This is a genomic window from Buchnera sp. (in: enterobacteria), from assembly GCF_056343165.1.
The window spans coordinates 10,200-32,501 of the sequence record NZ_JBWHTS010000004.1 but is presented as its reverse complement, the minus strand read 5'-3'; the positions used below and the strand labels follow the sequence as shown (position 1 = coordinate 32,501).

Annotated in this window: 21 protein-coding genes; 15 read left to right on the top strand and 6 right to left on the bottom strand. The window is 26.6% G+C overall.

Annotated elements, in window-relative coordinates:
- Nucleotides 1–34: 34 nt before the first annotated feature.
- The 5 genes from ispC to rpsB all read right to left on the bottom strand — a co-directional run bounded on the left by ispC (nt 35) and on the right by rpsB (nt 4,376).
- On the bottom strand, nt 35–1,231 hold the full coding sequence (gene ispC / locus ACTP5B_RS02790) for a 1-deoxy-D-xylulose-5-phosphate reductoisomerase (RefSeq protein WP_464829819.1): 1,197 nt from the start codon (nt 1,229–1,231) through the stop codon (nt 35–37).
- A gap of 97 nt (nt 1,232–1,328) precedes the next feature.
- On the bottom strand, nt 1,329–1,886 hold the full coding sequence (gene frr, locus ACTP5B_RS02785) for a ribosome recycling factor (RefSeq protein WP_464829817.1): 558 nt from the start codon (nt 1,884–1,886) through the stop codon (nt 1,329–1,331).
- Between the two features lie 81 nt (nt 1,887–1,967).
- Complete coding sequence (gene pyrH / locus ACTP5B_RS02780) at nt 1,968–2,696, bottom strand: UMP kinase (protein WP_464829815.1); 729 nt, start codon at nt 2,694–2,696, stop codon at nt 1,968–1,970.
- A gap of 67 nt (nt 2,697–2,763) precedes the next feature.
- Nucleotides 2,764–3,573: a translation elongation factor Ts gene (tsf, locus tag ACTP5B_RS02775; protein ID WP_464829813.1), complete on the bottom strand. Its 810-nt coding sequence runs from the start codon at nt 3,571–3,573 to the stop codon at nt 2,764–2,766.
- Nucleotides 3,574–3,641: 68 nt separating this feature from the next.
- Entirely contained in the window at nt 3,642–4,376 is a 735-nt protein-coding gene (rpsB, locus tag ACTP5B_RS02770) for a 30S ribosomal protein S2 (protein WP_464829811.1), read from the bottom strand.
- 250 nt (nt 4,377–4,626) lie between these two features.
- On the opposite strand from rpsB, the gene map reads away from it, so the two are divergent.
- Both map and dapD read left to right on the top strand, forming a co-directional pair.
- Complete coding sequence (gene map / locus ACTP5B_RS02765) at nt 4,627–5,421, top strand: type I methionyl aminopeptidase (RefSeq protein WP_464829809.1); 795 nt, start codon at nt 4,627–4,629, stop codon at nt 5,419–5,421.
- Between the two features lie 60 nt (nt 5,422–5,481).
- Entirely contained in the window at nt 5,482–6,306 is an 825-nt protein-coding gene (dapD, locus tag ACTP5B_RS02760; RefSeq protein ID WP_464829807.1) for a 2,3,4,5-tetrahydropyridine-2,6-dicarboxylate N-succinyltransferase, read from the top strand.
- Between the two features lie 47 nt (nt 6,307–6,353).
- Here dapD and degP read toward each other — a convergent pair whose 3' ends face one another.
- Nucleotides 6,354–7,790 carry a serine endoprotease DegP gene (degP, locus tag ACTP5B_RS02755; protein WP_464829806.1) on the bottom strand — a complete coding sequence of 479 codons (1,437 nt, stop codon included), beginning with the start codon at nt 7,788–7,790 and terminating at the stop codon, nt 6,354–6,356.
- A 300-nt stretch (nt 7,791–8,090) separates the two neighbouring features.
- Between degP and ACTP5B_RS02750 the strand changes: the two genes are divergently transcribed.
- The 13 genes from ACTP5B_RS02750 (at nt 8,091) to murG (ending at nt 22,296) form a co-directional block, all read left to right on the top strand.
- Complete coding sequence (locus tag ACTP5B_RS02750) at nt 8,091–9,128, top strand: FAD:protein FMN transferase (protein ID WP_476693224.1); 1,038 nt, start codon at nt 8,091–8,093, stop codon at nt 9,126–9,128.
- 276 nt (nt 9,129–9,404) lie between these two features.
- Nucleotides 9,405–11,114 (top strand): acetolactate synthase 3 large subunit, encoded by a 1,710-nt coding sequence (ilvI, locus tag ACTP5B_RS02745; protein WP_464829802.1) that lies wholly within the window; start codon nt 9,405–9,407, stop codon nt 11,112–11,114.
- A 3-nt stretch (nt 11,115–11,117) separates the two neighbouring features.
- Entirely contained in the window at nt 11,118–11,594 is a 477-nt protein-coding gene (gene ilvN, locus ACTP5B_RS02740) for an acetolactate synthase small subunit (RefSeq protein WP_464829800.1), read from the top strand.
- A gap of 241 nt (nt 11,595–11,835) precedes the next feature.
- Complete coding sequence (gene rsmH / locus ACTP5B_RS02735) at nt 11,836–12,771, top strand: 16S rRNA (cytosine(1402)-N(4))-methyltransferase RsmH (RefSeq protein WP_464829798.1); 936 nt, start codon at nt 11,836–11,838, stop codon at nt 12,769–12,771.
- 5 nt (nt 12,772–12,776) lie between these two features.
- The gene (locus ACTP5B_RS02730; protein WP_464829796.1) at nt 12,777–12,962 is read left to right on the top strand and encodes a cell division protein FtsL; all 186 of its coding nucleotides are present in this window, start codon (nt 12,777–12,779) and stop codon (nt 12,960–12,962) included.
- 86 nt (nt 12,963–13,048) lie between these two features.
- Nucleotides 13,049–14,755, top strand: a complete 1,707-nt coding sequence (gene ftsI, locus ACTP5B_RS02725; RefSeq protein ID WP_464829794.1) for a peptidoglycan glycosyltransferase FtsI — start codon at nt 13,049–13,051, stop codon at nt 14,753–14,755.
- A 44-nt stretch (nt 14,756–14,799) separates the two neighbouring features.
- The gene (murE, locus tag ACTP5B_RS02720; RefSeq protein ID WP_464829792.1) at nt 14,800–16,293 is read left to right on the top strand and encodes a UDP-N-acetylmuramoyl-L-alanyl-D-glutamate--2,6-diaminopimelate ligase; all 1,494 of its coding nucleotides are present in this window, start codon (nt 14,800–14,802) and stop codon (nt 16,291–16,293) included.
- Complete coding sequence (locus ACTP5B_RS02715) at nt 16,290–17,105, top strand: Mur ligase family protein (protein WP_464829790.1); 816 nt, start codon at nt 16,290–16,292, stop codon at nt 17,103–17,105. The genes murE and ACTP5B_RS02715 overlap by 4 nt, the downstream gene beginning before the upstream one ends.
- Nucleotides 17,081–17,653 (top strand): glutamate ligase domain-containing protein, encoded by a 573-nt coding sequence (locus tag ACTP5B_RS02710; RefSeq protein WP_464829788.1) that lies wholly within the window; start codon nt 17,081–17,083, stop codon nt 17,651–17,653. Before ACTP5B_RS02715 ends, ACTP5B_RS02710 begins: the two co-directional genes overlap by 25 nt.
- Nucleotides 17,647–18,720: a phospho-N-acetylmuramoyl-pentapeptide-transferase gene (gene mraY, locus ACTP5B_RS02705; RefSeq protein WP_464829786.1), complete on the top strand. Its 1,074-nt coding sequence runs from the start codon at nt 17,647–17,649 to the stop codon at nt 18,718–18,720. Before ACTP5B_RS02710 ends, mraY begins: the two co-directional genes overlap by 7 nt.
- Complete coding sequence (gene murD / locus ACTP5B_RS02700) at nt 18,720–20,039, top strand: UDP-N-acetylmuramoyl-L-alanine--D-glutamate ligase (protein ID WP_464829784.1); 1,320 nt, start codon at nt 18,720–18,722, stop codon at nt 20,037–20,039. Before mraY ends, murD begins: the two co-directional genes overlap by 1 nt.
- Nucleotides 20,036–21,235: a cell division protein FtsW gene (ftsW, locus tag ACTP5B_RS02695; protein WP_464829782.1), complete on the top strand. Its 1,200-nt coding sequence runs from the start codon at nt 20,036–20,038 to the stop codon at nt 21,233–21,235. The genes murD and ftsW overlap by 4 nt, the downstream gene beginning before the upstream one ends.
- Nucleotides 21,232–22,296 (top strand): undecaprenyldiphospho-muramoylpentapeptide beta-N-acetylglucosaminyltransferase, encoded by a 1,065-nt coding sequence (murG, locus tag ACTP5B_RS02690; RefSeq protein WP_464829780.1) that lies wholly within the window; start codon nt 21,232–21,234, stop codon nt 22,294–22,296. The genes ftsW and murG overlap by 4 nt, the downstream gene beginning before the upstream one ends.
- The last annotated feature ends 6 nt before the right edge of the window (nt 22,297–22,302 follow it).

Genomic DNA, 22,302 nt, shown 5'->3' with positions numbered 1-22,302 from the left:
TGAATAAGATGATTAATACATTAAAAATGCACCTTCAAGAAGATAAAGATAAAACTTTATTTTTAGCTAATATTCTCGCTTTTCTGTCAATTTCTAAAACATCTTGAACACATTTAGGTTCAGAAAAAAAAGAAGACATTAATATTTCAATATTTACCTCATAAATCTTAGTAAAAGAAATTTTAGAATGAAGAAAAGCTGATACAGCGATTTCATTGGCTGCATTTAAAACAATCATAGCAGATTGACTTTGAGAAAAAGCATCAATCGCTAACTTTAAACATGGAAATTGAATGAAGTTAGGTTCAAAAAACGATAAATGATTTAATTTAGAAAAATCTAAATAATCAACTCCTGCATGAATACGATTTGGCCAAGACATGGCATATGAAATAGAGACTCTTATATCAGGTACTGATAATTGTGCTAATACAGCACCATCACAATATTGTATCATAGAATGAACAACTGATTGAGGATGAATTAAAATTTTAATTTCTGATTCTGAAGCATTAAACAACCATCTTGCTTCAGCATATTCCAAACCTTTATTCATCATAGTTGCTGAATCCACAGAAATTTTTTTCCCCATCAACCAGTTTGGATGAGCACATGCTTGATCTGGAGTTACGCTAGATAAATCAGATGTAGAAAATTTATAAAATGGACCTCCGGAACCAGTTAAAACAAGATTTTTAATACTATTTTTTTTTAAACTAGATACTCCTAAATTTTTTTGAATTTCTAACGGTAAAACTTGAAAAATAGCATTATGTTCACTATCAATAGGAAAAATTTTAGCACCACTGGAAGCAAGTGCTTTCATAAACAAATAACCACATGTAATCAAAGATTCTTTATTAGCTAATAATATTGTTTTTCCAGCATGTATTGCTGATAATGTTGGCAACAAACCTGCCATCCCAACAATTGCAGATATCACTTGATCTGTTTCTTCTAATGAAGCCAACGTACAAATGTCTTTTTCTCCATAAAGAACTTCTGTTTTTATTTTTCTACTCTTTAATTTTTTTCTTAATATATTAGCGGATTTTTCATCTCCCATCGCCGCCCAATCAGGAGTAAAAAATGCACATTGCTGTACCATAGTAGCAACGTTTTTATTACCTACTAAAGCTATTACTTTAAATAAATTGCGATTTTTTTGAATTATAGATAATGTACTGATACCAATGGAACCCGTTGATCCTAAAATAGTAATTTTTTTCATAAGTATTCTTAATCATAAAAAATTAATAAATTTTTTATATAAATTTTTTAATTTACACTTTATTAGATCAATAATGTACATCTAAAAAATAAAAAACTTAAAATTTCATAAGTTCTATTTCTTTTTTAGATAAAATACAATCTATTTTTTTTATATATTCATCTGTCATGATTTGTATTTTAGTTTGTGAATTATGTTCATTATCTTCACTAATAATTTTATTTTTAAGAAGTTTTTTAATCTTATCATTTGAATCTCTGCGAATATTGCGAATTTTAATACGACTAGTTTCGGCATCATTACGAATAACTTTAATTAATTTTTTTCTTCTTTCTTCTGTTAATGGAGGTATTGGTACTAATATATCTTTACCTTGTAAAATGGGATTTAAATCAAAATTTGAATTCAAAATAGCTTTTCTAATCAAAGATGTAATAGAATTATCAAATACATTAATTTTAAGAGTATGAGAATCTTCCACTATTATATTAGATAGTTGACGTAAAGGTGTTTTGGAACCAAAATATTCAATATAAATGCCATGAAGCAATTGTGGTGATGCTCGACCAGTTTTGATATTATTAATATTTTTTTCAAATGTTTGAATACACATCTCCATTTGTTCACGAGTTTTGATGCTAATCTGATTGATCACATGATTACCTATAGAATATATTCTTAATTTTATATTATTTTAAAAACTTTTTAAAAACTTATATAGTTAGTATATATAGCCTTATCTAGTAATAAGAGTACCTTCATTATTTCCCGTTATAATACGATATAAAGATCCAGACTTATTTATATTAAACACTCGGATGGGTAAATTATGATCTCGTGCAAGTGTAAAAGCAGCTAAATCCATTACTTTTAGTTCTCTTTGAAGAACATCTTTATATGTTAATTTTTTATATAGAATAGCATGATCATCTTTTTTTGGATCTTTTGAATACACCCCGTCAACTTTTGTACCTTTTAAAATGATATCGGATTCAGTCTCGATTCCTCGCAAACACGCAGCTGAATCAGTTGTAAAAAAAGGATTACCTGTTCCAGCAGAAAAAATGACAATAAAATTATTAGATAATAAATTTATTGCTTCTTTACAACTATATATTTCACAAATACCATTTAATGGTATTGCAGACATTAAACAAGTCTTAATAGAAGAAATTGAATCAATTGTATCTCTCATGGCTAAACTATTAATAATCGTTGATAATATGCCCATATGATCTGCTGATACACGATTAAAACCTAATTTAGATAATTTTGAACCACGAAATAAATTGCCACTTCCAATAACTAATCCTACTTGAACTCCAATTTTAACTATAGATTCAATTTCTTTTGTTATTCTTTTTAAAGAACTTATATCAATACCAAAGTTATTAACTCCTTGTAATACTTCTCCACTTATTTTTAATAAAATACGTCTATATATAGATTTTTTATTTGTGGACATATCCTCAACCTAAATATATTTTATATTAACATGTTTTAAAATCCATATTTTAATTTAAAGAAAAATTCTATTTATAAATAACTTCACCTAATTCAAATCTAACGAACGATTTAATATATGAATTGTTTTCATTTAAAATATCTCCTACTGTTTTTGTAGGATCCATAATAAAACTCTGACCTGTTAAAGAAATATTATTAATAAATTTATTCATTTTTCCATCTATAATTTTTTTCAATAAATTAGGCGATTTCTTTAGATTACTTGCTAATTGTAATTGAATATCATATTCACGTTTAAAAACTGAACTAGGTACATTTTCTGGCTGTAAATATTCCGGTTTGCTTGCAGCTATGTGCATTGCAATATTTTTTAATATTATTTCATTTAAAAAAGCACCACTAACTAAAACACCAATACGAATGCCATGAAGATAGGAAATAATATTATCGCCTTCTATAAAACAAAAACGACGTATATTAATATTTTCACCTACTTTAAAAACTAAATCTGTTCTTTTTGATTCAAAAATATCTTTTAATTGATTAACATCTTTTATTTTTTTTTCTATTGCTTTTAATAAAATATCTTCTCCTAAAGAACTAAATAAATTATCTTTAGATACAAAATCAGTTTCGCAATTCAATTCAAGCATAACACCAATATTATTTTGAATTTTTGCAAAAATCATACCTTGATTAGTAATATTATTTATTTTTTTTTCGGCAACCAGTTTTCCTGACTTTCTTAAGTTATCAATAGCTAATTCAACATTTCCATTCTCTTTTAATAATGCTCGTTTACATTCTAAAAAACCTGCTCCTGTTCGAGATCTTAATTCTTTAATAAGACAAGAATTTATTTTGTTATTTGTCATGTTAGTTTCCTTTCGTATAAATAACTTATTTAAAACTTGTAAAGTTTTTAATATCTCAATAAATTTTTTTATTCAACATCTATATTATTTTTAGAATTAATCAAAATTTTATCCGATAAACTTTTATTATGTGTTTTAGATATAATAAGTACTATAGATTTTAAATATAGATTTACTGATCGAATAGCATCATCATTACCGGGTATAATATAATCTACACCATCGGGATTAGAATTAGTATCAACGATAGCAAATACGGGAATACCTAAATTATTAGCTTCTTTTATGGCAATATTTTCATGTGCTGCATCAATGACAAATAGACAATCAGGTAACCCTCCCATATTTTTAATACCACCTAAACTATTTTCTAACTTATACAGTTCGCGCGTTCTTATTAAAGCCTCTTTTTTAGTCAGCTTAGAAAATGTACCATCTTTAGATTCTATTTCTAGATCTTTCAAACGTTTTATAGATTGTCTAACTGTTTTCCAATTCGTTAGCATTCCACCTAACCAACGATGGTTAACATAAAATTGTTCACAATTGATTGCAGCTTCTTTGATTCCTTTACTAGCAGCTCTTTTAGTGCCCACAAAGAGTATTCTTCCTTTTCTTAGAGAAATTTTTTTTAATTCAGAAAGAGCAAAATTAAACATTGGAAGTGTTTTTTCTAAATTAATAATGTGTACTCTATTACGGGTTCCAAAAATAAAAGGTTTCATTTTTGGATTCCAATAACGTGTTTGATGACCAAAATGAACGCCTGCTTTTAGCATATCGCGCATTGATACTATTTCCATAGTCGCCTCTAAAATTAAATTAAAAACATTAAAATATTTTACAAGTATTATCTCAAACAAAAATAAAGATCAATATATTAATTTTTTATTTTTATTTAATATCTATGATATTTATATCATTTTTTTATTGTTAAAATGAATAATTATTGACATTTTTACATGATTTTACAATTAAATTTTTAAAAAAAAAAAATTAAAGTTATAATTTAAATCTTAAATTTTTTAAATTTATATAAAATGGTTAAATTTTATGAGTTGTATAATTAAAACAGAATCAGAAATTAAAAAAATGCGAATATCTGGAAAATTAGCATCTGAAGTCTTAGAAATGATAGAAAAACATCTGAAACCCAAAATAAGCACAGAGGATATTGATCAAATTTGTCATGATTATATTATTCATAAGCAAAAAGCTATTTCAGCATGTTTAGGCTATCATGGATTTCCAAAATCAATCTGTATTTCTGTTAATGATGTAGTATGTCACGGTATTCCCAGTAAAAATCAAGTATTTAAAGAAGGAGATATAGTTAATATAGATATTGCGATTATTAAAGAAAACTATTATGGGGATACTTCAAAAATGTTTTTTATAGGAGAAACTAGTCTTGTATCTCAACGTTTGTGTCAAGTTGCCCAAGAAAGTCTTTACCGATCTTTAAAAATAGTTAAACCCGGAATACCTCTATATAAAATTGGTGAAACTATTCAAAATTATGTTGAAAGCAATCATTTCTCTGTAGTAAAAGAATACTGTGGTCATGGAATTGGTCGTCATTTTCATGAAGAACCTCATGTACTACATTATAAAAACAAAGCGAATAATATTATTTTAGAAACAGGAATGATTTTTACTATTGAACCTATGATTAATTCCGGAAGCCCTCAAGTAAAATGCATGAAAGACGGTTGGACTATAAAAACTCAAGATCATTCTTTATCAGCTCAATATGAGCATACTGTATTAGTCACAGATTATGGATGCGATATTTTAACATGGCGAAAAGACGAAGAAATTTCTCCAAATTTGTTTAATAAAAATTAAATTTTTTATTATAAAAAATTTTTCTTACTTCATTAATGATAAATTAGGTTTAATAAAAATATGCAAGAATTCAAAAAAATAGTTGAACAAGCGTATGAAAATAAAAATACAATTCAACTTGACAATGTGGATCAGAAAATTTTAACAACCATTTTTCACGTTATTGAATTGTTAAATAATGGAAAAATTAGAATTTCAGAAAAGAAAAACGGTTCTTGGATCACACATGAATGGTTAAAAAAAGCAGTATTACTATACATGTATATAGAAAAAAATAAATTCGTTAAAGGAAATTATACTAATTACTATGACAAAATTCCATTAAAATATGAAAAATATGATGAAAAAGAATTTAAAAAAGAAAAAGCACGCATAGTACCACCAGCAACAATAAGATATGGTTCTTTTATTAATCATAACACTGTAATCATGCCTTCTTATATAAATATAGGTGCATACGTTGACCAAGGTACTATGGTAGATACTTGGTCTACCATAGGATCTTGTGCTCAAATTGGCAAAAATGTACATATATCTGGAGGTGTAGGTATAGGAGGTGTTCTTGAACCTCTCCAAAGCAATCCTACAATTATTGAAGATAATTGTTTCATTGGTGCTCGTTCTGAAATTGTAGAAGGAGTTATCGTAGAAACAGGATGCGTAATTTCTATGGGTGTTTTTATTGGACAAAGTACTAAAATATATGATAGAGAAAATGGAAAAATTTTTTATGGAAAAGTGCCGGCTCACTCTGTGGTAGTATCCGGAAGCTTGCCATCCAAAAATAAAAATTATAATCTTTATTCTGCTATTATTGTAAAAAAAGTAGATTCGAAAACATTGAGCAAAACAGAAATTAACAAATTATTACGAAATATAAAATAAATTGACATAAAGCCGCCCGTATTTTTCGGGCGGGGACCATGCAACAATTATTCACTTACTAAATATATACTATCATTACCTCTTTTAATATGAAAAACTAATATTTTAGGTTTAGTATTTAAAATTTTCTTCAATTCTTCTATGTTGCTTATTAATTTCTGATTAACTCTAATAATAATATCATCTTTTTTAAAACCAATCTTGAATGCAGGGCTATTGAATTTTACTTTTTCTACTTTTATAACTTTTTGTCCACTAGACACGTAATTGCTTAACTCTATACCTTCCATTCCTATATAAATGTTTTCTGAACCTGAATTATTTTTTATAGACTCTCTTAATTCAACAGTTATATGTTTAATTTTTCCTTCTCTAAACACTCCTAATTCCATTTTAGTTTTCACTGGCAAAGAACTTATTTCAGCGCGTAATGCTGAAAAACTAGAAATAGGTTTTTGATTTAAAGAAATTATAATATCACCAGCCTGAATACCTGATTCAGATGCAGACGAATTAGGTAAAACTTGACTGACAAAAGTGCCTTTTTGTGCATTTATTTCCATGATTTGTGCTAAATCTGAATTTAGCTCCATACCTATTATACCCAATTCCCCTCTTCTTACTTGTCCAAATTGAACTATTTGCTCAGTTAAATTTTTTACCATGTTTCCCGGAATAGCAAAACCTATTCCAATGTTACCACCATCTGGGGCTAAAATAGCAGTGTTAATTCCTATCAATTCACCGTCTAAATTAACTAATGCCCCACCTGAATTACCTCTATTGATTGCTGCATCAGTTTGAATAAAATTTTCATAGTGTTCAATGTTTAAACCACTTCGTCCTAAAGCAGAAATAATACCTGAAGTAACAGTTTCTCCAAGTCCATATGGATTTCCAATTGCTACAGTATAGTCCCCTACTCGTAAAGCATCAGAATTAGCAATCTTTATAGCACTTAAATTATTTGCATTTTTTAATTGTATTAATGCTATATCAGAACGGGGATCTTTACCAATTACCTGAGCTTCATAACGACGTCCATCACTCAATTGTACTTGAATTTTATTCGCATGCTCAACAACATGATTATTTGTTACTGCATATCCTTTATTAGCCTCAATAATTACACCAGAACCTAACGCTGTAAATTTTCCGTTTGTATTATCAGAATTAGGATTAATTTGACAAAAAGGAGAATGACGAAATGGTGAATTGCCTTGACAAAAAGGAGAATTATCGCCAAAAAATGGTTGAAATTGATGAGGTAAACGAGAATTACGTACAATAGTACTCCCTTCAATATTAATGCTAATTACTGAAGGCATAACTTTTTCTAACATTGGCGCTAAACTAGGAGATGATTCTCTTGTAACAGTGCTGTTGTTTATGATAGGAGCAATGTTACTCCAAGACATTCCAAAACTTAGTAATAGCGTCAAAATCAGTATTACTTTGCTTAATACCATGGCTGATTTTTTCATTATTTCTTTCTCGTGATTACAATCTAATCTGTAAATAAAAATATTTTATAATGCATTACATAATAGAATAAATTTTTATTATACACTCCATCGATATTTAACTCCATTGCTGGTTAACATCTATAATATAAAAATTTATACTAATATCAAGATTAGAAAAAAGACCATAAAAAATAAATATTTATTTTTTGGAAAATTTAAAAATCACAATAATTATCGTGCAAAAAATATCTATTATTTTATTTATTTAATGCAATCCAAAAAATTTATTTTAATTAATATAGGAGAACAACGTTCTTTATGTATTTTAATATAATTTATAGTATTTTTATCTTTATTGTACTCATCATGTTTAATTTTTATAAAAAACCGTTAAGTAAAGAAAAACAAAATGTTGTAGTATTAACAGGAAAAACCATGGGAACATATTGGCAAGTTAAAATTCCTAATTTAAAAAATAAAACATACATAAAAAATTTAATACAAAAATACTTAAATCAAGATGAAAATATGCTTTCATCTTGGAAAAAAAATTCTATAGTATCTCAATTTAACAAAAAAAAAAAAAATCAACTGCAAAAAATTAATGCAAATTTTTTTAAAATCATTTCAATGGCTTTAAAAGTCAATAAAAAAACTCATGGAAAATTAGACATTACAATAAGTCCATTAATTGATATGTGGGGATTCGGTACTAAAAAAAAACTTATTAATTATCCCTCAAAAAAAAAAATAAAAGAAAAAATTTATTTTACAGGAAGTCAACATTTAAAACTGATTAAAAATTCTTTTGGAATGTTTCTAGAAAAAGATATGGATGGAATAGAAATCAATCTTTCCACTCTTGGTGAAGGTTTTTCTGCGGATCATATATCATTAATATTAAAAAAAAAAGGAATAAAAAATTATACGATCTCAATTGGAGGAACTGTATTAGTTAAAACAGATAATTATAAAAAAAAATCAAAAATAATTGCCATTCAAAAACCAATTGATCAAAAAAAATCAATACATTTGTTAGCATATTTAAAAAATAATGCAATCAGCACAGCAGGTAGTTATCGTAATTATTATTTTCTTCAAGGACAACGTATTTCACACTTAATTAATCCCACTAACGGAAAACCTATAAATCATAATTTAGTTTCAGTTAGTGTTATTTCTTCAACAGCTTTAGAAGCTGACAGCTGGGACACGGGATTATTAATTTTAGGTTTTACAGAAGCTAAAAAATTAGCTCTAAGAGAAAATTTATCTGTCTGTCTTATTACTAAAGAAAAAAATATTTTTTCAACCTGGATTTCACCTAAATTTAAAAAATTTTTAGTGAAAAAATAATTTCTAATAAATTAGTATATAAAAATCAAATGATATAAACTATACTTAATTTTTTCTATTAATTGATAATATCTGATATATTTGTAATAATAAAAATTAATATTAATATCTAATTGAAAATTAATTCAAAAATAATGCAAAAATTTTTTAAATATTATTTTTTTTCAAAATTTTATACTAAATAGCGCTAATTTTATCTAGATAAACTACAGGATAAACTGATAGATAGCGAGCTAGGAAATAAAACCTAATAAATTATTATCCTGGAGGAAAGAAATGGAAATATTATCAGGAGCTGAAATGGTCGTTCGATCATTAATTAATCAAGGAATACAGCATATATTTGGTTATCCTGGTGGTGCTGTACTAGATATTTATGATGCCCTAAAAACTGTTGGTGGAATTAAACATATTTTAGTAAGACATGAACAAGCCGCAACTCATATGGCTGATGGTTATTCTCGTTCTACTGGAAAAACAGGAGTTGTATTAGTCACTTCTGGACCTGGCGCAACTAATGCTATTACTGGCATCGCTACAGCATACATGGATTCTATCCCTATGGTCGTTATATCTGGTCAAGTTGCTTCTTCATTAATCGGTTATGATGCTTTTCAAGAATGTGATATGATTGGTATTTCCCGACCAGTAGTAAAACACAGTTTTTTAGTTAAAAAAACTGAGGATATACCAGTCGTTTTCAAAAAAGCTTTCTGGTTAGCATCAACTGGACGACCAGGACCTGTAGTAATTGATCTGCCGAAAGATATTTTAAAAAAAGAAAATAAGTTTAAATGGCCAGAAAATATTAACATACGATCATATAATCCAACAACTAAAGGTCATATAGGACAAATTAAAAAAGCTCTACATACACTGTTAAAAGCTAAAAAACCCGTAATTTATGCAGGTGGTGGTATTATTAGTTCTAACAGCAGTGAAGAACTAAGAGTATTTGCGGAAAAAATAAACTGTCCTGTTACTACCTCTTTAATGGGATTAGGTGCTTTTCCAGGAACTCATACTCAAAATATTTCTATGTTAGGAATGCATGGTACTTATGAAGCTAACATGACGATGCACCACGCTGATGTAATTTTTGCGATCGGAGTAAGATTTGATGATCGAACAACAAATAATTTAAATAAATATTGTCCAAACGCTATCATTTTACATGTTGATATCGATCCAACTTCCATTTCTAAAACTGTATCAGCTAACATACCTATTGTTGGTGACGCAAAACATGTCTTGCGAAAAATGTTAGATTTACTACAAAAAGAAAAAAATATTTTATATTTAGAAAGTTGGTGGGATGTTATTAAAAAATGGAAAACAGTTAATAGTCTAAAATACAATCAAAATAGTAAAAAAATAAAACCGCAAACAGTTATTAAAACTCTTTTTAAACTTACAAAAGGTGAATCTTACATTACTTCAGATGTTGGACAACATCAAATGTTTACTGCATTATATTATCCATTTGATAAACCTAGACATTGGATTAATTCAGGTGGTCTAGGTACTATGGGATTTGGATTACCTGCAGCATTAGGAGTAAAATTAGCTTTACCTGATGAAACTGTCATCTGCATCACTGGAGATGGTAGTATTCAAATGAATATTCAAGAATTATCTACAGCACGACAATATAATTTAGCAATATTGATACTAAATCTTAATAATTCTTCTTTAGGAATGGTCAGACAATGGCAAGATATGATTTATTCTGGACGACATTCTCATTCTTATATGGATTCACTGCCAGATTTTGTAAAATTGTCAGAATCTTATGGACATGTTGGTATTAAAATCACTAAACCTGAAGAATTGGAAGAAAAATTAACAATAGCGTTGAATAAACTATCTCATGGGTATTTAGTATTTGTAGATGTCCATATAGATAATTCTGAGCACGTTTATCCTATGCAAATTCAAGGCGGCGGAATGAATGAAATGTGGTTAAGGAAAAAAGAGGTTTCCTAAAATATGCGAAGAATTTTATCTATTCTATTAGAAAACGAATCAGGTGCATTATCAAGAGTAATAGGACTATTTTCACAAAGAGGATACAATATAGAAACTATTACATTAGCGCCTACTGAAGATCCTTCTTTATCAAAAATGACTATACAAACAGTAGGAAATGAAAAAGCAATTGAACAAATTGAAAAACAACTTCATAAATTGATAGATGTATTAAGAGTCGTGCAAATTGGACAATCGTCTCACATAGAACGTGAAATTATATTATTAAAAGTTCAGATGAATAACCATCGTAAAGATGATATAAAACATATTACTGAAGTATTTCGAGGACAAATTGTAGACATAACATCTACAACATATATATTACAATTATCTGGAACTACAAAAAAAATTGATTCTTTTCTGAAAATTATACGTAATATATCAGAAATCATCGAGGTAACTCGTTCTGGAATTGTTGGTATTTCTAGAGGATAAATTTTTATATAAAAAAGAAAACATTTCATATATTCAAATTTCATATATTCAAATTTAATATTTAATAAAAATTTTAATTTTTTTATAAATTTTTTAAATGTTTTGATAAAAATATTAAAAAAATTTTTTAAATCTAAATTAATAATCTATTTCTATATATTAAACATGGTCATTTTAATATAAAATGACCATGCATTATCCTTACTTTAAATTATATACTTTTAATGAATTATTTTCCACAATGAATAGAATATTTAAACATATTCCAGTAATGAAAAAAGAATTAATTAATTCTTTAAAAATAAAGAGAAACGGTATTTATATTGATAGTACATTCGGAGCTGGCGGACATTCACATGAAATTTTGAATCAATTAGGAAAAAATGGAAAATTGTATTCTATTGATAGGGATCCAATTTCTGTTTCTATAGGTAGTAATATTAAAGATTCGCGTTTTCATATAATTAATAAGAATTTTTCAAAATTACTGGATTATGCAAAAAATGAAAAAATTATAGGAAAAGTTAATGGAATTATTTTTGATCTAGGGGTATCTTCATTACAAATTGATGATAATCAAAGAGGATTTTCATTTAAAAAAGATGGTCCTTTAGATATGAGAATGAACCCTAACTATGGAATTTCTGCTTCAGATTGGCTTTTTAAAAGTAATGTAAACGAAATTGCTTCTGTTTTAAAAAATTTTGGAGAAGAACGTTTTTCAAAAAAAATAGCTTACGCAATTAAAAATGTTAATCAAATAAGAAAAATAAATAGCACTTTAGAATTAGCTCATATTATCAAAAAGGCTATACCGATAAAAAATAAATTTAAACATCCAGCTAGAAAAAGTTTTCAAGCTATTAGAATTCATATTAATCAAGAATTAGAAGAAATTAAAAAAGCTTTAGAAAGCACACTAAAAATATTAAAACCAGGAGGACGTATATCAATTCTTAGTTTTCATTCTTTAGAAGATAGGATAGTAAAACAATTTATGATTAAACATAGTAAAAAAGCAATCGTTCCATCCGGGATGGCTGTTACAGAAAAACAATTAAATAAATTAAAAATATGCAAATTAAGAATTATCGATCGTATATTCCCCAATAAAAACGAAATAAATGATAATCCTAGAGCTCGGAGCTCTATACTTCGTATAGCAGAAAAACAATAATAAACATGAAAATTCAACGTTATGACTTACCAACAATAATTAAAAATGATTTTCTTTTGTACGGCAAAACTCATTTATTTTTATTAATAGCTGTCATATTATCTGCTAGTTTTGTTATTATGACAGTTTACAAAACTCGACTATTAATTACTCAAGAAGAAGAACTCGTTCTGCAAAAAAAAAAAAAATGATGAATGGAGAAATTTAATAATTGAAAAAAATTCTTTATCTCTTCATTCTAAAATTAAAAAAAAATAATTTTGATTTAATAAAGAAAATGCATAAAAAAGAAAAAAATAAATTTTTTAAAGAAAAAATGATAAAAAAAACAAACTATATAAATTGGAGATTTTTAATATTATCTAGTTTTATTTTTCTGTCTTTAATTGTTTTAACACTACGCATAATTTTTTTACAAATAATTGATTCTAATACACTTGTGATAAGAGGAGATCGTAGAACGTTAAGAACACAATCTTTACTAAATACAAGAGGTCTTATTATTGATCGAGAAGGATATCCTCTAGCAGTTACTGTACCAGTCAGTGCTATTTGTGCAAATCCATCATTAATTCCCGATACTAAAAACATCAAAAATAAAGAACGTTGGAAAGCTTTATCAAAATCTATTTCTACGCCACTAGAAAAAATATTTTTACATATAGATGCTCATAAAAAATCACAATTTATTTATTTAGCTCGCCAAATTAGACCTGAAATTTGTGAATATATTAAAAAATTGCACTTACCTGGCGTTTTTTTATTAAAAGAATCTAAACGATATTATCCTTTTGGAAAAATAGTAGCTCAACTGATAGGCATGACTAATATAGATGGAATCGGAATTGAAGGAGTAGAAAAAAGTTTTGATAATATGTTAACAGGGAAACCAGGAAAAAGAAAAATAAGACAAGACAACAAAGGAAAAATTATTGAAAATATATGTTTATTAAATAAAAGTCCATCAAACAACTTAACACTGAGCATCGATTCCGAATTACAAACTGTTGCATATTGCAAATTGTACAAAGCAATAAAAGAAAATAAAGCTGATTCTGGAACTGCTATCTTAATTGATATTAAAACCGGGGAAATTTTAGCTATGACAAATAGCCCCGGATACAATCCTAATAATAAAAGAAAACTGTTAAAAAATAATGTTCGTAATAGAGCTATTACAGATATTTTTGAACCAGGTTCAACAATAAAACCAATAGTCATTATGGAAGCATTAAAACTAGGAATAATTGAAGAAAATTCAGTAATTAACACTAAACCTTTTTTTATTAAAAAACATCAAATAAGAGATGTTTCTTACCATGAACAACTTAGTATAACTGGAATATTACAAAAATCGAGTAATATAGGAGTATCAAAAATTGCTCTGTCTATGCCAATTTCAAAATTAATTGATAGTTATATTAATTTTGGTTTAGGAACAACAACTCAATTGGGACTGGTTGGAGAAAAAAGTGGTTTTGTTCCTAAAAAAAAAAACTGGTCTGATTTAGATAAAGCTACTTTATCTTTTGGATATGGACTAATGGCAACACCTCTTCAGCTAGCACGATTGTATTCCATAATTGGTGGATATGGAGTATCTCGTCCACTTTCAATTATAAAAATTAAAAAACCAGTAGAAGAAAAAAGAATTTTCCCTGAAAAATATGTAAAAAAAGTAATTGATATGATGGAAAGTGTTGCTAGACCAGGAGGGGGAGGTGTGCAAGCTGCAGTTAAAGGATATCGTGTTGCCGTTAAAACTGGAACTTCAAAAAAAGTAGGAACAAATGGACGTTATATTAAAAAATATATAGCTTATACTGCAGGAATTGCACCAGCAAGTAATCCAAAATTTTCATTAATAATTGTTATCGATAATCCTAAAGGTAAGAAATATTATGGAGGTGCAGTTTCTGCTCCTGTTTTTAGTGAAATTATGACGGCAGCATTAAAAAAGATGAATGTCAAACCAGATAATTGATTAAATTAAAATGCTACTTTTAAATAAAAATTAAAAGGAACTGAATGAATAAAACTTGTCTAAAATATTTTTTATCACCATGGATTAAAAACATTCCAAATAAATATATTTTAAATTTAAACACAGACAGTAGAACCATCATTACAGGTGATTTGTTCATAGCTGTTCCAGGAATTGAGAAAGATGGACGCAATTTTATCTTGCAAGCTATTTATAAAAAACCAGAAGCAATTTTATACGAAACTGAAAAAAAAGAAAATCATGGAAAATTTAAATATATTAAAAATATTCTTATAATATATTTCTTTAAACTATCTGAAAATATATCCATGCTAGCAAGTCGTTTTTATAAAGAACCAGGAAAAAAAATAAAAATCGTTGGTGTTACTGGTACTAATGGAAAAACGACTGTAACACAATTAATTAATCAATGGAGTAAAATTTTAGGTGATAAAACTGCAACGATGGGAACTTTAGGAAATGGTTTTAATGACGAATTAAAACCGACAAAAAATACAACCTCTTCTGCTATTTTCATTCATTCTTTTTTATCTAAAGCATTAGAAAAAAAATATAAACTAGTTACTATGGAAGTATCTTCACATAGTTTAATACAAAACCGCGTTAAAGAAGTTCCTTTTTATATTGCTATATTTACAAATTTAACACAAGATCATCTTGATTATCATGAAAATATGAAAAAATATGAATCAGCAAAATGGTTATTATTTAGTAGACACAAAGTTAAAAAAATTATATTAAATGCTGACGATAAATTTGGAAAAATATGGTTAAAAAAACTAATTAACTTTTATACAATAGCAGTTACTATTAAAAATCCTAAACAAAAAAAATATTCAACAAAATGGATTAATGCTACCAATATTAAAAATCACAATAATTCTATTCTTATTACATTTGAATCAAGTTGGGGATCAGGTGAAATATCATCGAATCTAATTGGATGTTTTAACGTTAAAAATATATTATTATCATTAGTTTGTCTTTTAGAATTAGGTTATAGTTTATTAGATTTAATTCATACATCTAAAAAAATAATACCCGTAGATGGTAGAATGGAAACATTTACTACGACCAAAAAACCAACTTTTATTATCGATTATGCTCATACACCAGATGCATTAAAAAAAACACTTGATGCAATTCACCTTCATTATAAAAGATATATATGGTGTATATTTGGATGTGGAGGAGAAAGAGATCAAAAAAAACGTTCTATTATGGGAGCTATTGCGGAAAAAAATTCAAATAGAGTTATCATTACTAATGATAACCCAAGAAATGAAAAAGAAAAAAAAATTATACAAGATATTTTAAATGGTTGTAAAAACAAAAAAAAAATAATAATTATTCCTGATAGAAAAAAAGCAATATCTTATGCCTATTTTAAAGCAAAATATAATCATATAATTTTAATAGCTGGGAAAGGACATGAAAAAAAACAAATTATTCGGGATAAGCAAATAAATTATTCAGATAAAAAAATAGTCTTAAAATTATTGGAAAAAAAGATATGATTTCTTTATCATTAAAAAAAATTGCTTCCATTACGAATGGAAAGCTGTATGGAATAAATCGATTTATAGATGAAATCGTTATCGATACTCGAAAAATTGTTCCAGGCTGTCTTTTTATTGCTTTGATCGGCAAAAAATTTGATGCTCATATTTTCATAAACGATGCTATTAAAAAAGGATGCTATGCTTTTATTACAGAAAAAAATATAAATTCTTATGTTTCATATGTTACAGTAGAAAACACGTCTATTGCTTTAGGCCAAATTTCTGGTTGGATTCGTAAAAAATCTTATGCAAAAGTATTAGCTATAACTGGTTCTTGTGGTAAAACTTCAGTAAAGGAAATGACAGCATCTATACTAAAAAAAAATGGAAAAACAATATCTACTATTAGTAATTTAAATAATAATATTGGCGTACCCATAACTTTATTACAGCTTACAAAAAAACATAAATATGCCGTGATTGAATTAGGAGCAAGTAAACCAGGTGATATTTCTTATACGACCAATATCGCTCAACCAGAAATTATATTAATTAACAATATTCATTGCGCTCATTTAAAAGGATTTAAATCATTATTAGGAGTATCTAAAGCAAAATCTGAAATATTTTCTGGTTTAAAATCTAATGGAACGGTGATTATTAATTTAGACAGTCATCATCTTTCAAAATGGAAAAAAGATATAAAAAAAAATAATGTCTTATATTTTTCTATCAAAAAAAAAAGTATAGTAATTTTTTTTGTACTGATATTAAAATTTATGTACATGGCACATCTTTTACAATGCATACACCGCATGGAAAAATAAATCTTTTATTACCATTTCTAGGTTATCAAAATATATCTAATGCGTTAGCAGCCAGTGCTCTTTCTTTTGCCCTAAAAATACCTTTAAAAAAAATAAAAACAGGACTATTAGAAACTCCTATTATTCCAAGAAGATTGCAATCAATTATACTGGAACCTAATAAAATTTTAATTGATGACACTTATAACTCAAATGTTTCATCTATGATCTCAGCAATAAAAGTACTAGAAAACATGCCTGGTTACAAAATATTAGTTACTGGAGATATGGCTGAATTAGGAGAAAAAAGCATTCTATATCATAGAATGATAGGAAATACTGCTAATTTAGCAAATATTAATAAAATTTTTAGTATTGGTAATATAAGCAAGGAAATTACTAAAATTTTTAATAACGGAAAACACTTTTGTAACAAAAAAAAATTGAGTGAACATTTAAAGTACTTTTTTTTAAAGAAAAAAAAAATAACAGTATTAGTTAAAGGATCTCGCAGTGCAAAAATGGAAGAAGTAGTAGAAGAAATTCTTAAGGAGAGAAAAAAATGTTAATTTTTTTTAATAAATACTTAAATTTCAATTTAAATGTTGTTGCTGATATTCCATATCGCGTAATCTTTAGCTTATTGACTTCTTTTTTTGTTAATTTATATATAGGACCATATTTTATATGTTACTTTAAAAAATTACAAAAATATCAAATAATACGAAAAAATGGACCAAAAACACACTATATAAAAAATAAAACACCTACTATGGGTGGAATTTTTATAATTTTTTCTATACTATTTTCAACATTATTATACTGTAATTTATCTAACATTTATATTTGGTATGTAACTGGCATTCTAATCAGCTACGGTGTAATAGGTTTAATAGATGATTACAAAAAAATAAGTTGTCAAAATACTCAGGGATTAACATTAAAATTAAAATATTTTTGGTTATCTATTTTTGCTTTAATATTTATTTATATAATTAAAATTAATAATCAAGATATTATTTCTACCGAGTTGATAGTTCCTTTTTATATAAAAAATTCTTTTGAAATTAATTATTTATATGTATTTCTTTGTTATTTTATAATCGTTGGAACCAGTAATGCAGTTAATCTTACAGACGGATTAGATGGTTTAGCTATCATGCCTGTAATCTTTTTGACTTGTGGTTTTGCATTAATATCTTTATTTAGTAACAATATAAATTGTCCTAATTTTTTACATGTTCATTACGTAAAAAATTCAGAAGAACTAGCTATATTGTGCATGGCAATTATCGGTTCAGGATTAGGTTTTCTATGGTTTAATGGTTATCCCGCCAAAGTATTTATGGGAGATGTGGGATCTTTGTCATTAGGTGGTTCTTTGGGAACTATAGCAATATTATTGCATCAAGAATTATTGTTGGTTATCATGGGTGGCATCTTTGTTTTTGAAACAATATCCGTTATATTACAAATTATATCGTTTAAAATTAGAAAAAAAAGAATTTTTAAAATGGCACCAATTCATCATCATTACGAAGTCAAAGGCATATTAGAACCTTTAATTATTGTGAGATTCTGGATCGTGTCATTTATATTACTATTAATAGGTCTCATTTCTTTAAAGGTATATTGATGACATACAATTATTTTGGAAAAAAAATATTAATTTTAGGTATAGGATTAACAGGCATATCATGTCTTGATTTTTTTTTAAAAAAAGGAATACAACCTAAAATTATTGATGAATCCAAATGTCCTGCCAATCTTATTAAAGTTCCTAAAACAATTGAATATAGTTTGGGAAGTTTAGAACATAAATGGATATTAGAATCAGATTTAATTGTTATAAGCCCAGGTATTTCTTCATTTAGACCTATTTTAATGCAAGCCCGTTTACTAGGAATTGAAATTATTAGTGATATTGAACTATTTTCTAGAGAAGTAAAATGTCCTATTATTTCAATTACGGGTACTAATGGAAAAAGTACTGTGGCTACAATGATTGCAAAAATTGCAAAAAATTCAGGTTATCAAATTTCTCTGGGTGGAAATATTGGTTTTCCTGTTCTGAAAATGCTTGATAAAAAAGTGGATTTATACATAATAGAACTATCTAGTTTTCAATTAGAAAATACATTTACTTTAAAATCAAAAATAGCAGTTATTCTTAATATTAGTGAAGATCATATTAATCGATATCCACAAGGTTTTGAACAATATAAACAAACTAAGTTATCTATTTATAATCAAGCACAAATTTGTATAATTAATTCGAATGATAAAATAGATAATGCTATTTGTAAAAAAAATAAGAATTGGATTAGTTTCGGAACAAATAAAAGTGATTATTATATTGTTTGTAAAAATAACAAAACTATTTTAACTTATAAAAACAAAAAAATATTAAATGCTAACGAAATATTATTATCCGGTTATCATAACTATAACAATATATTAGTATCTATAGCGATTTCCGATGCAATGCAATTCCCTAGAAATAAAACAATAAATACACTTAAAAATTTCTCAAATTTACCACATCGGTATCAAATAATAAAAAATAAAAAAGGAATAGATTGGATAAATGATTCTAAATCTACGAATGTAAATAGTACTAAAGTTGCTTTAAATTCTATAAAAAAAACCGGAACAATACGATTATTATTAGGTGGAGATAGCAAGTCTGCAAATTTTAATGAATTAAAAATTGATTTTGAAAATCTTAAAATAAAAATTTATTGTTTTGGTAAAGATGGTATTAAATTATCAAAGATATGTAAAAAAAAGTCTATTTATGTTGAAAATTTAAAAACAGCGATGATGTTAATTTCAAAACAGGTTGAATCAGGTGATACGGTACTTTTATCTCCTGGATGCAGTAGTTTAGATCAGTTTTCCAACTTTGAAGAGAGAGGTAATCTTTTTATAAAATTAATAAAGGAAATAACTTGATATACACACAAAAAAAAAACACTAAAAATAAAGAGAAAATTAAAAAAATAAATAATAAAAAAGATTCTTTTTTTATACTATATGATCGTACATTAGTCTGGTTAACCCTAATTTTATTTTCTATCGGATTAATTATGGTTATCTCTGCATCAATCCCTATAAGTCAAAATATATATCACAATCCATTTTTTTTTATAAAAAGAGAAATTTTTTATTTTTTTTTAATATTTTTGTTATCTTTTATTTTTTTACGTACACCGATTATTTATTGGAAAAAAAAGAGTAATATTATACTGATAATTTCAATTATATTACTAATTTCTGTATTACTAATAGGTGATTCAATACACGGATCTTTTCGATGGATAAAAATCGGTTTTTTACATATACAACCTTCTGAAATATGTAAAATTTCCTCTTTTTGTTATATATCTAGTTATTTATCACGGAAATCCAATGAAGTACGTAATAATTTCTGGGGTTTTTTTAAACCCATAAGCATTGTTATAATACAATCAATTTTTTTATTAGCAGAACCTGATTTAGGAACTGTTGTTGTTCTTTTTTTTACTACTTTATCAATTTTATTTCTTTCTGGTGCTAAAATAGGACAATTTTTTATAATTATATCTATTGTCATATTATTAGTAATTTTATTAATATTATTAGAACCTTATCGTATTAAAAGAGTTCTATCTTTTTGGAATCCCTGGGAAGATCCATTTGGAAATGGATATCAACTAACACAATCATTAATAGCATTAGGTCGTGGAAATTTTCTAGGACAAGGTTTGGGAAATTCGATACAAAAACTAGATTATTTACCGGATGCACACAGTGATTTTATATTTTCTATTGTAGGTGAAGAGTTGGGCTATATTGGTTGCTTTTTAATATTATTAATAATTTTTGCTATTTCTTTTCGTGCTATGTGTATAAGTCAAAAAGCTTTTGAAACAAAACAAATTTTTCCAGGTTTTTTAGCCTGTTCTATTGGCATTTGGTTTAGTTTTCAAACATTGATTAATGTGGGTGCTGTTACTGGAATTTTACCAACTAAAGGATTAACTTTACCATTTATTAGTTATGGAGGATCTAGCTTAATTATAAACTCAATAGCTATTTTTTTTCTATTAAGAATTGATTTCGAAATAAGATTGAGGACATCACAAGCATTTCCTAGAGGAACTAAATGATTTCTAAAAAAATAATAATTATGGCAGGTGGAACTGGTGGACATGTTTTTCCAGGACTAACTATAGCTCGTTACTTAATTAAAAAAGGATGGTCTGTTAATTGGATAGGAACAAAAAATGGAATAGAGTCTAAAATTATACCTGAACATGGTATTAAAATTCATTTTATAAAAATTAAAGGATTACGTAATGCAAACTTAAAAAATTTAATTATTTCACCAATATATATATTACGTGCTTATTTTGATATTAAAAAAATAATAAAAAATTGGTCTCCAGACATCATGCTGGGAATGGGAGGATATGTATCTGGTCCAGGAGGAATAGCTGCTTGGAATTGTAAAATTCCATTTGTTTTACATGAGCAAAACAAAATTGCTGGGATAACAAATAAATGGCTTTCTAAAATATCTACAAAAAATATGCAAGCATTTCCTAATGTTTTAAAAAATGCAGAAGTAGTTGGAAATCCAGTTTGTGAAAGTATTATCAATATTCCTTCTCCTGTTCATCGTTTTAAAAATAGAGAAGGTCCTTTACGTGTATTGGTTATTGGGGGGAGTCAAGGGTCTACAATTTTAAATCGAATATTACCAGAGGTATCATTTTTATTAAAAAAAAAAATTATTGTTTGGCATCAAACAGGAGTTAATAAACTGGAAAAAACAAAGAAAAAATATCAGGAATTTCAAATAAATCAATATATAATTACCTGTTTTATAAAAAACATAGCTTCTGCTTATGAATGGGCTGACATCATTGTCTGTCGATCTGGAGCATTAACTGTAAGTGAAATATCAATAGTAGGAATAGCGGCGATTTTTATACCTTATCCACATAAAGACAAACAACAACATCGAAATGCAGAAAATTTAGAATTAATTGGTGCTGCAAAAATAATCGACCAATCAAGATTTAACACGAAATTAATAGTCAATATACTTAATTCACTTAACAGAGATAAACTTTTAAATATGGCAAAAAAAGCTTTTTCTCTTGGTGTTCGTGATTCAATGTTAAATATTTTTAATGTTATTAATAATATTCCTAAAAAAAAATAGTTTTTA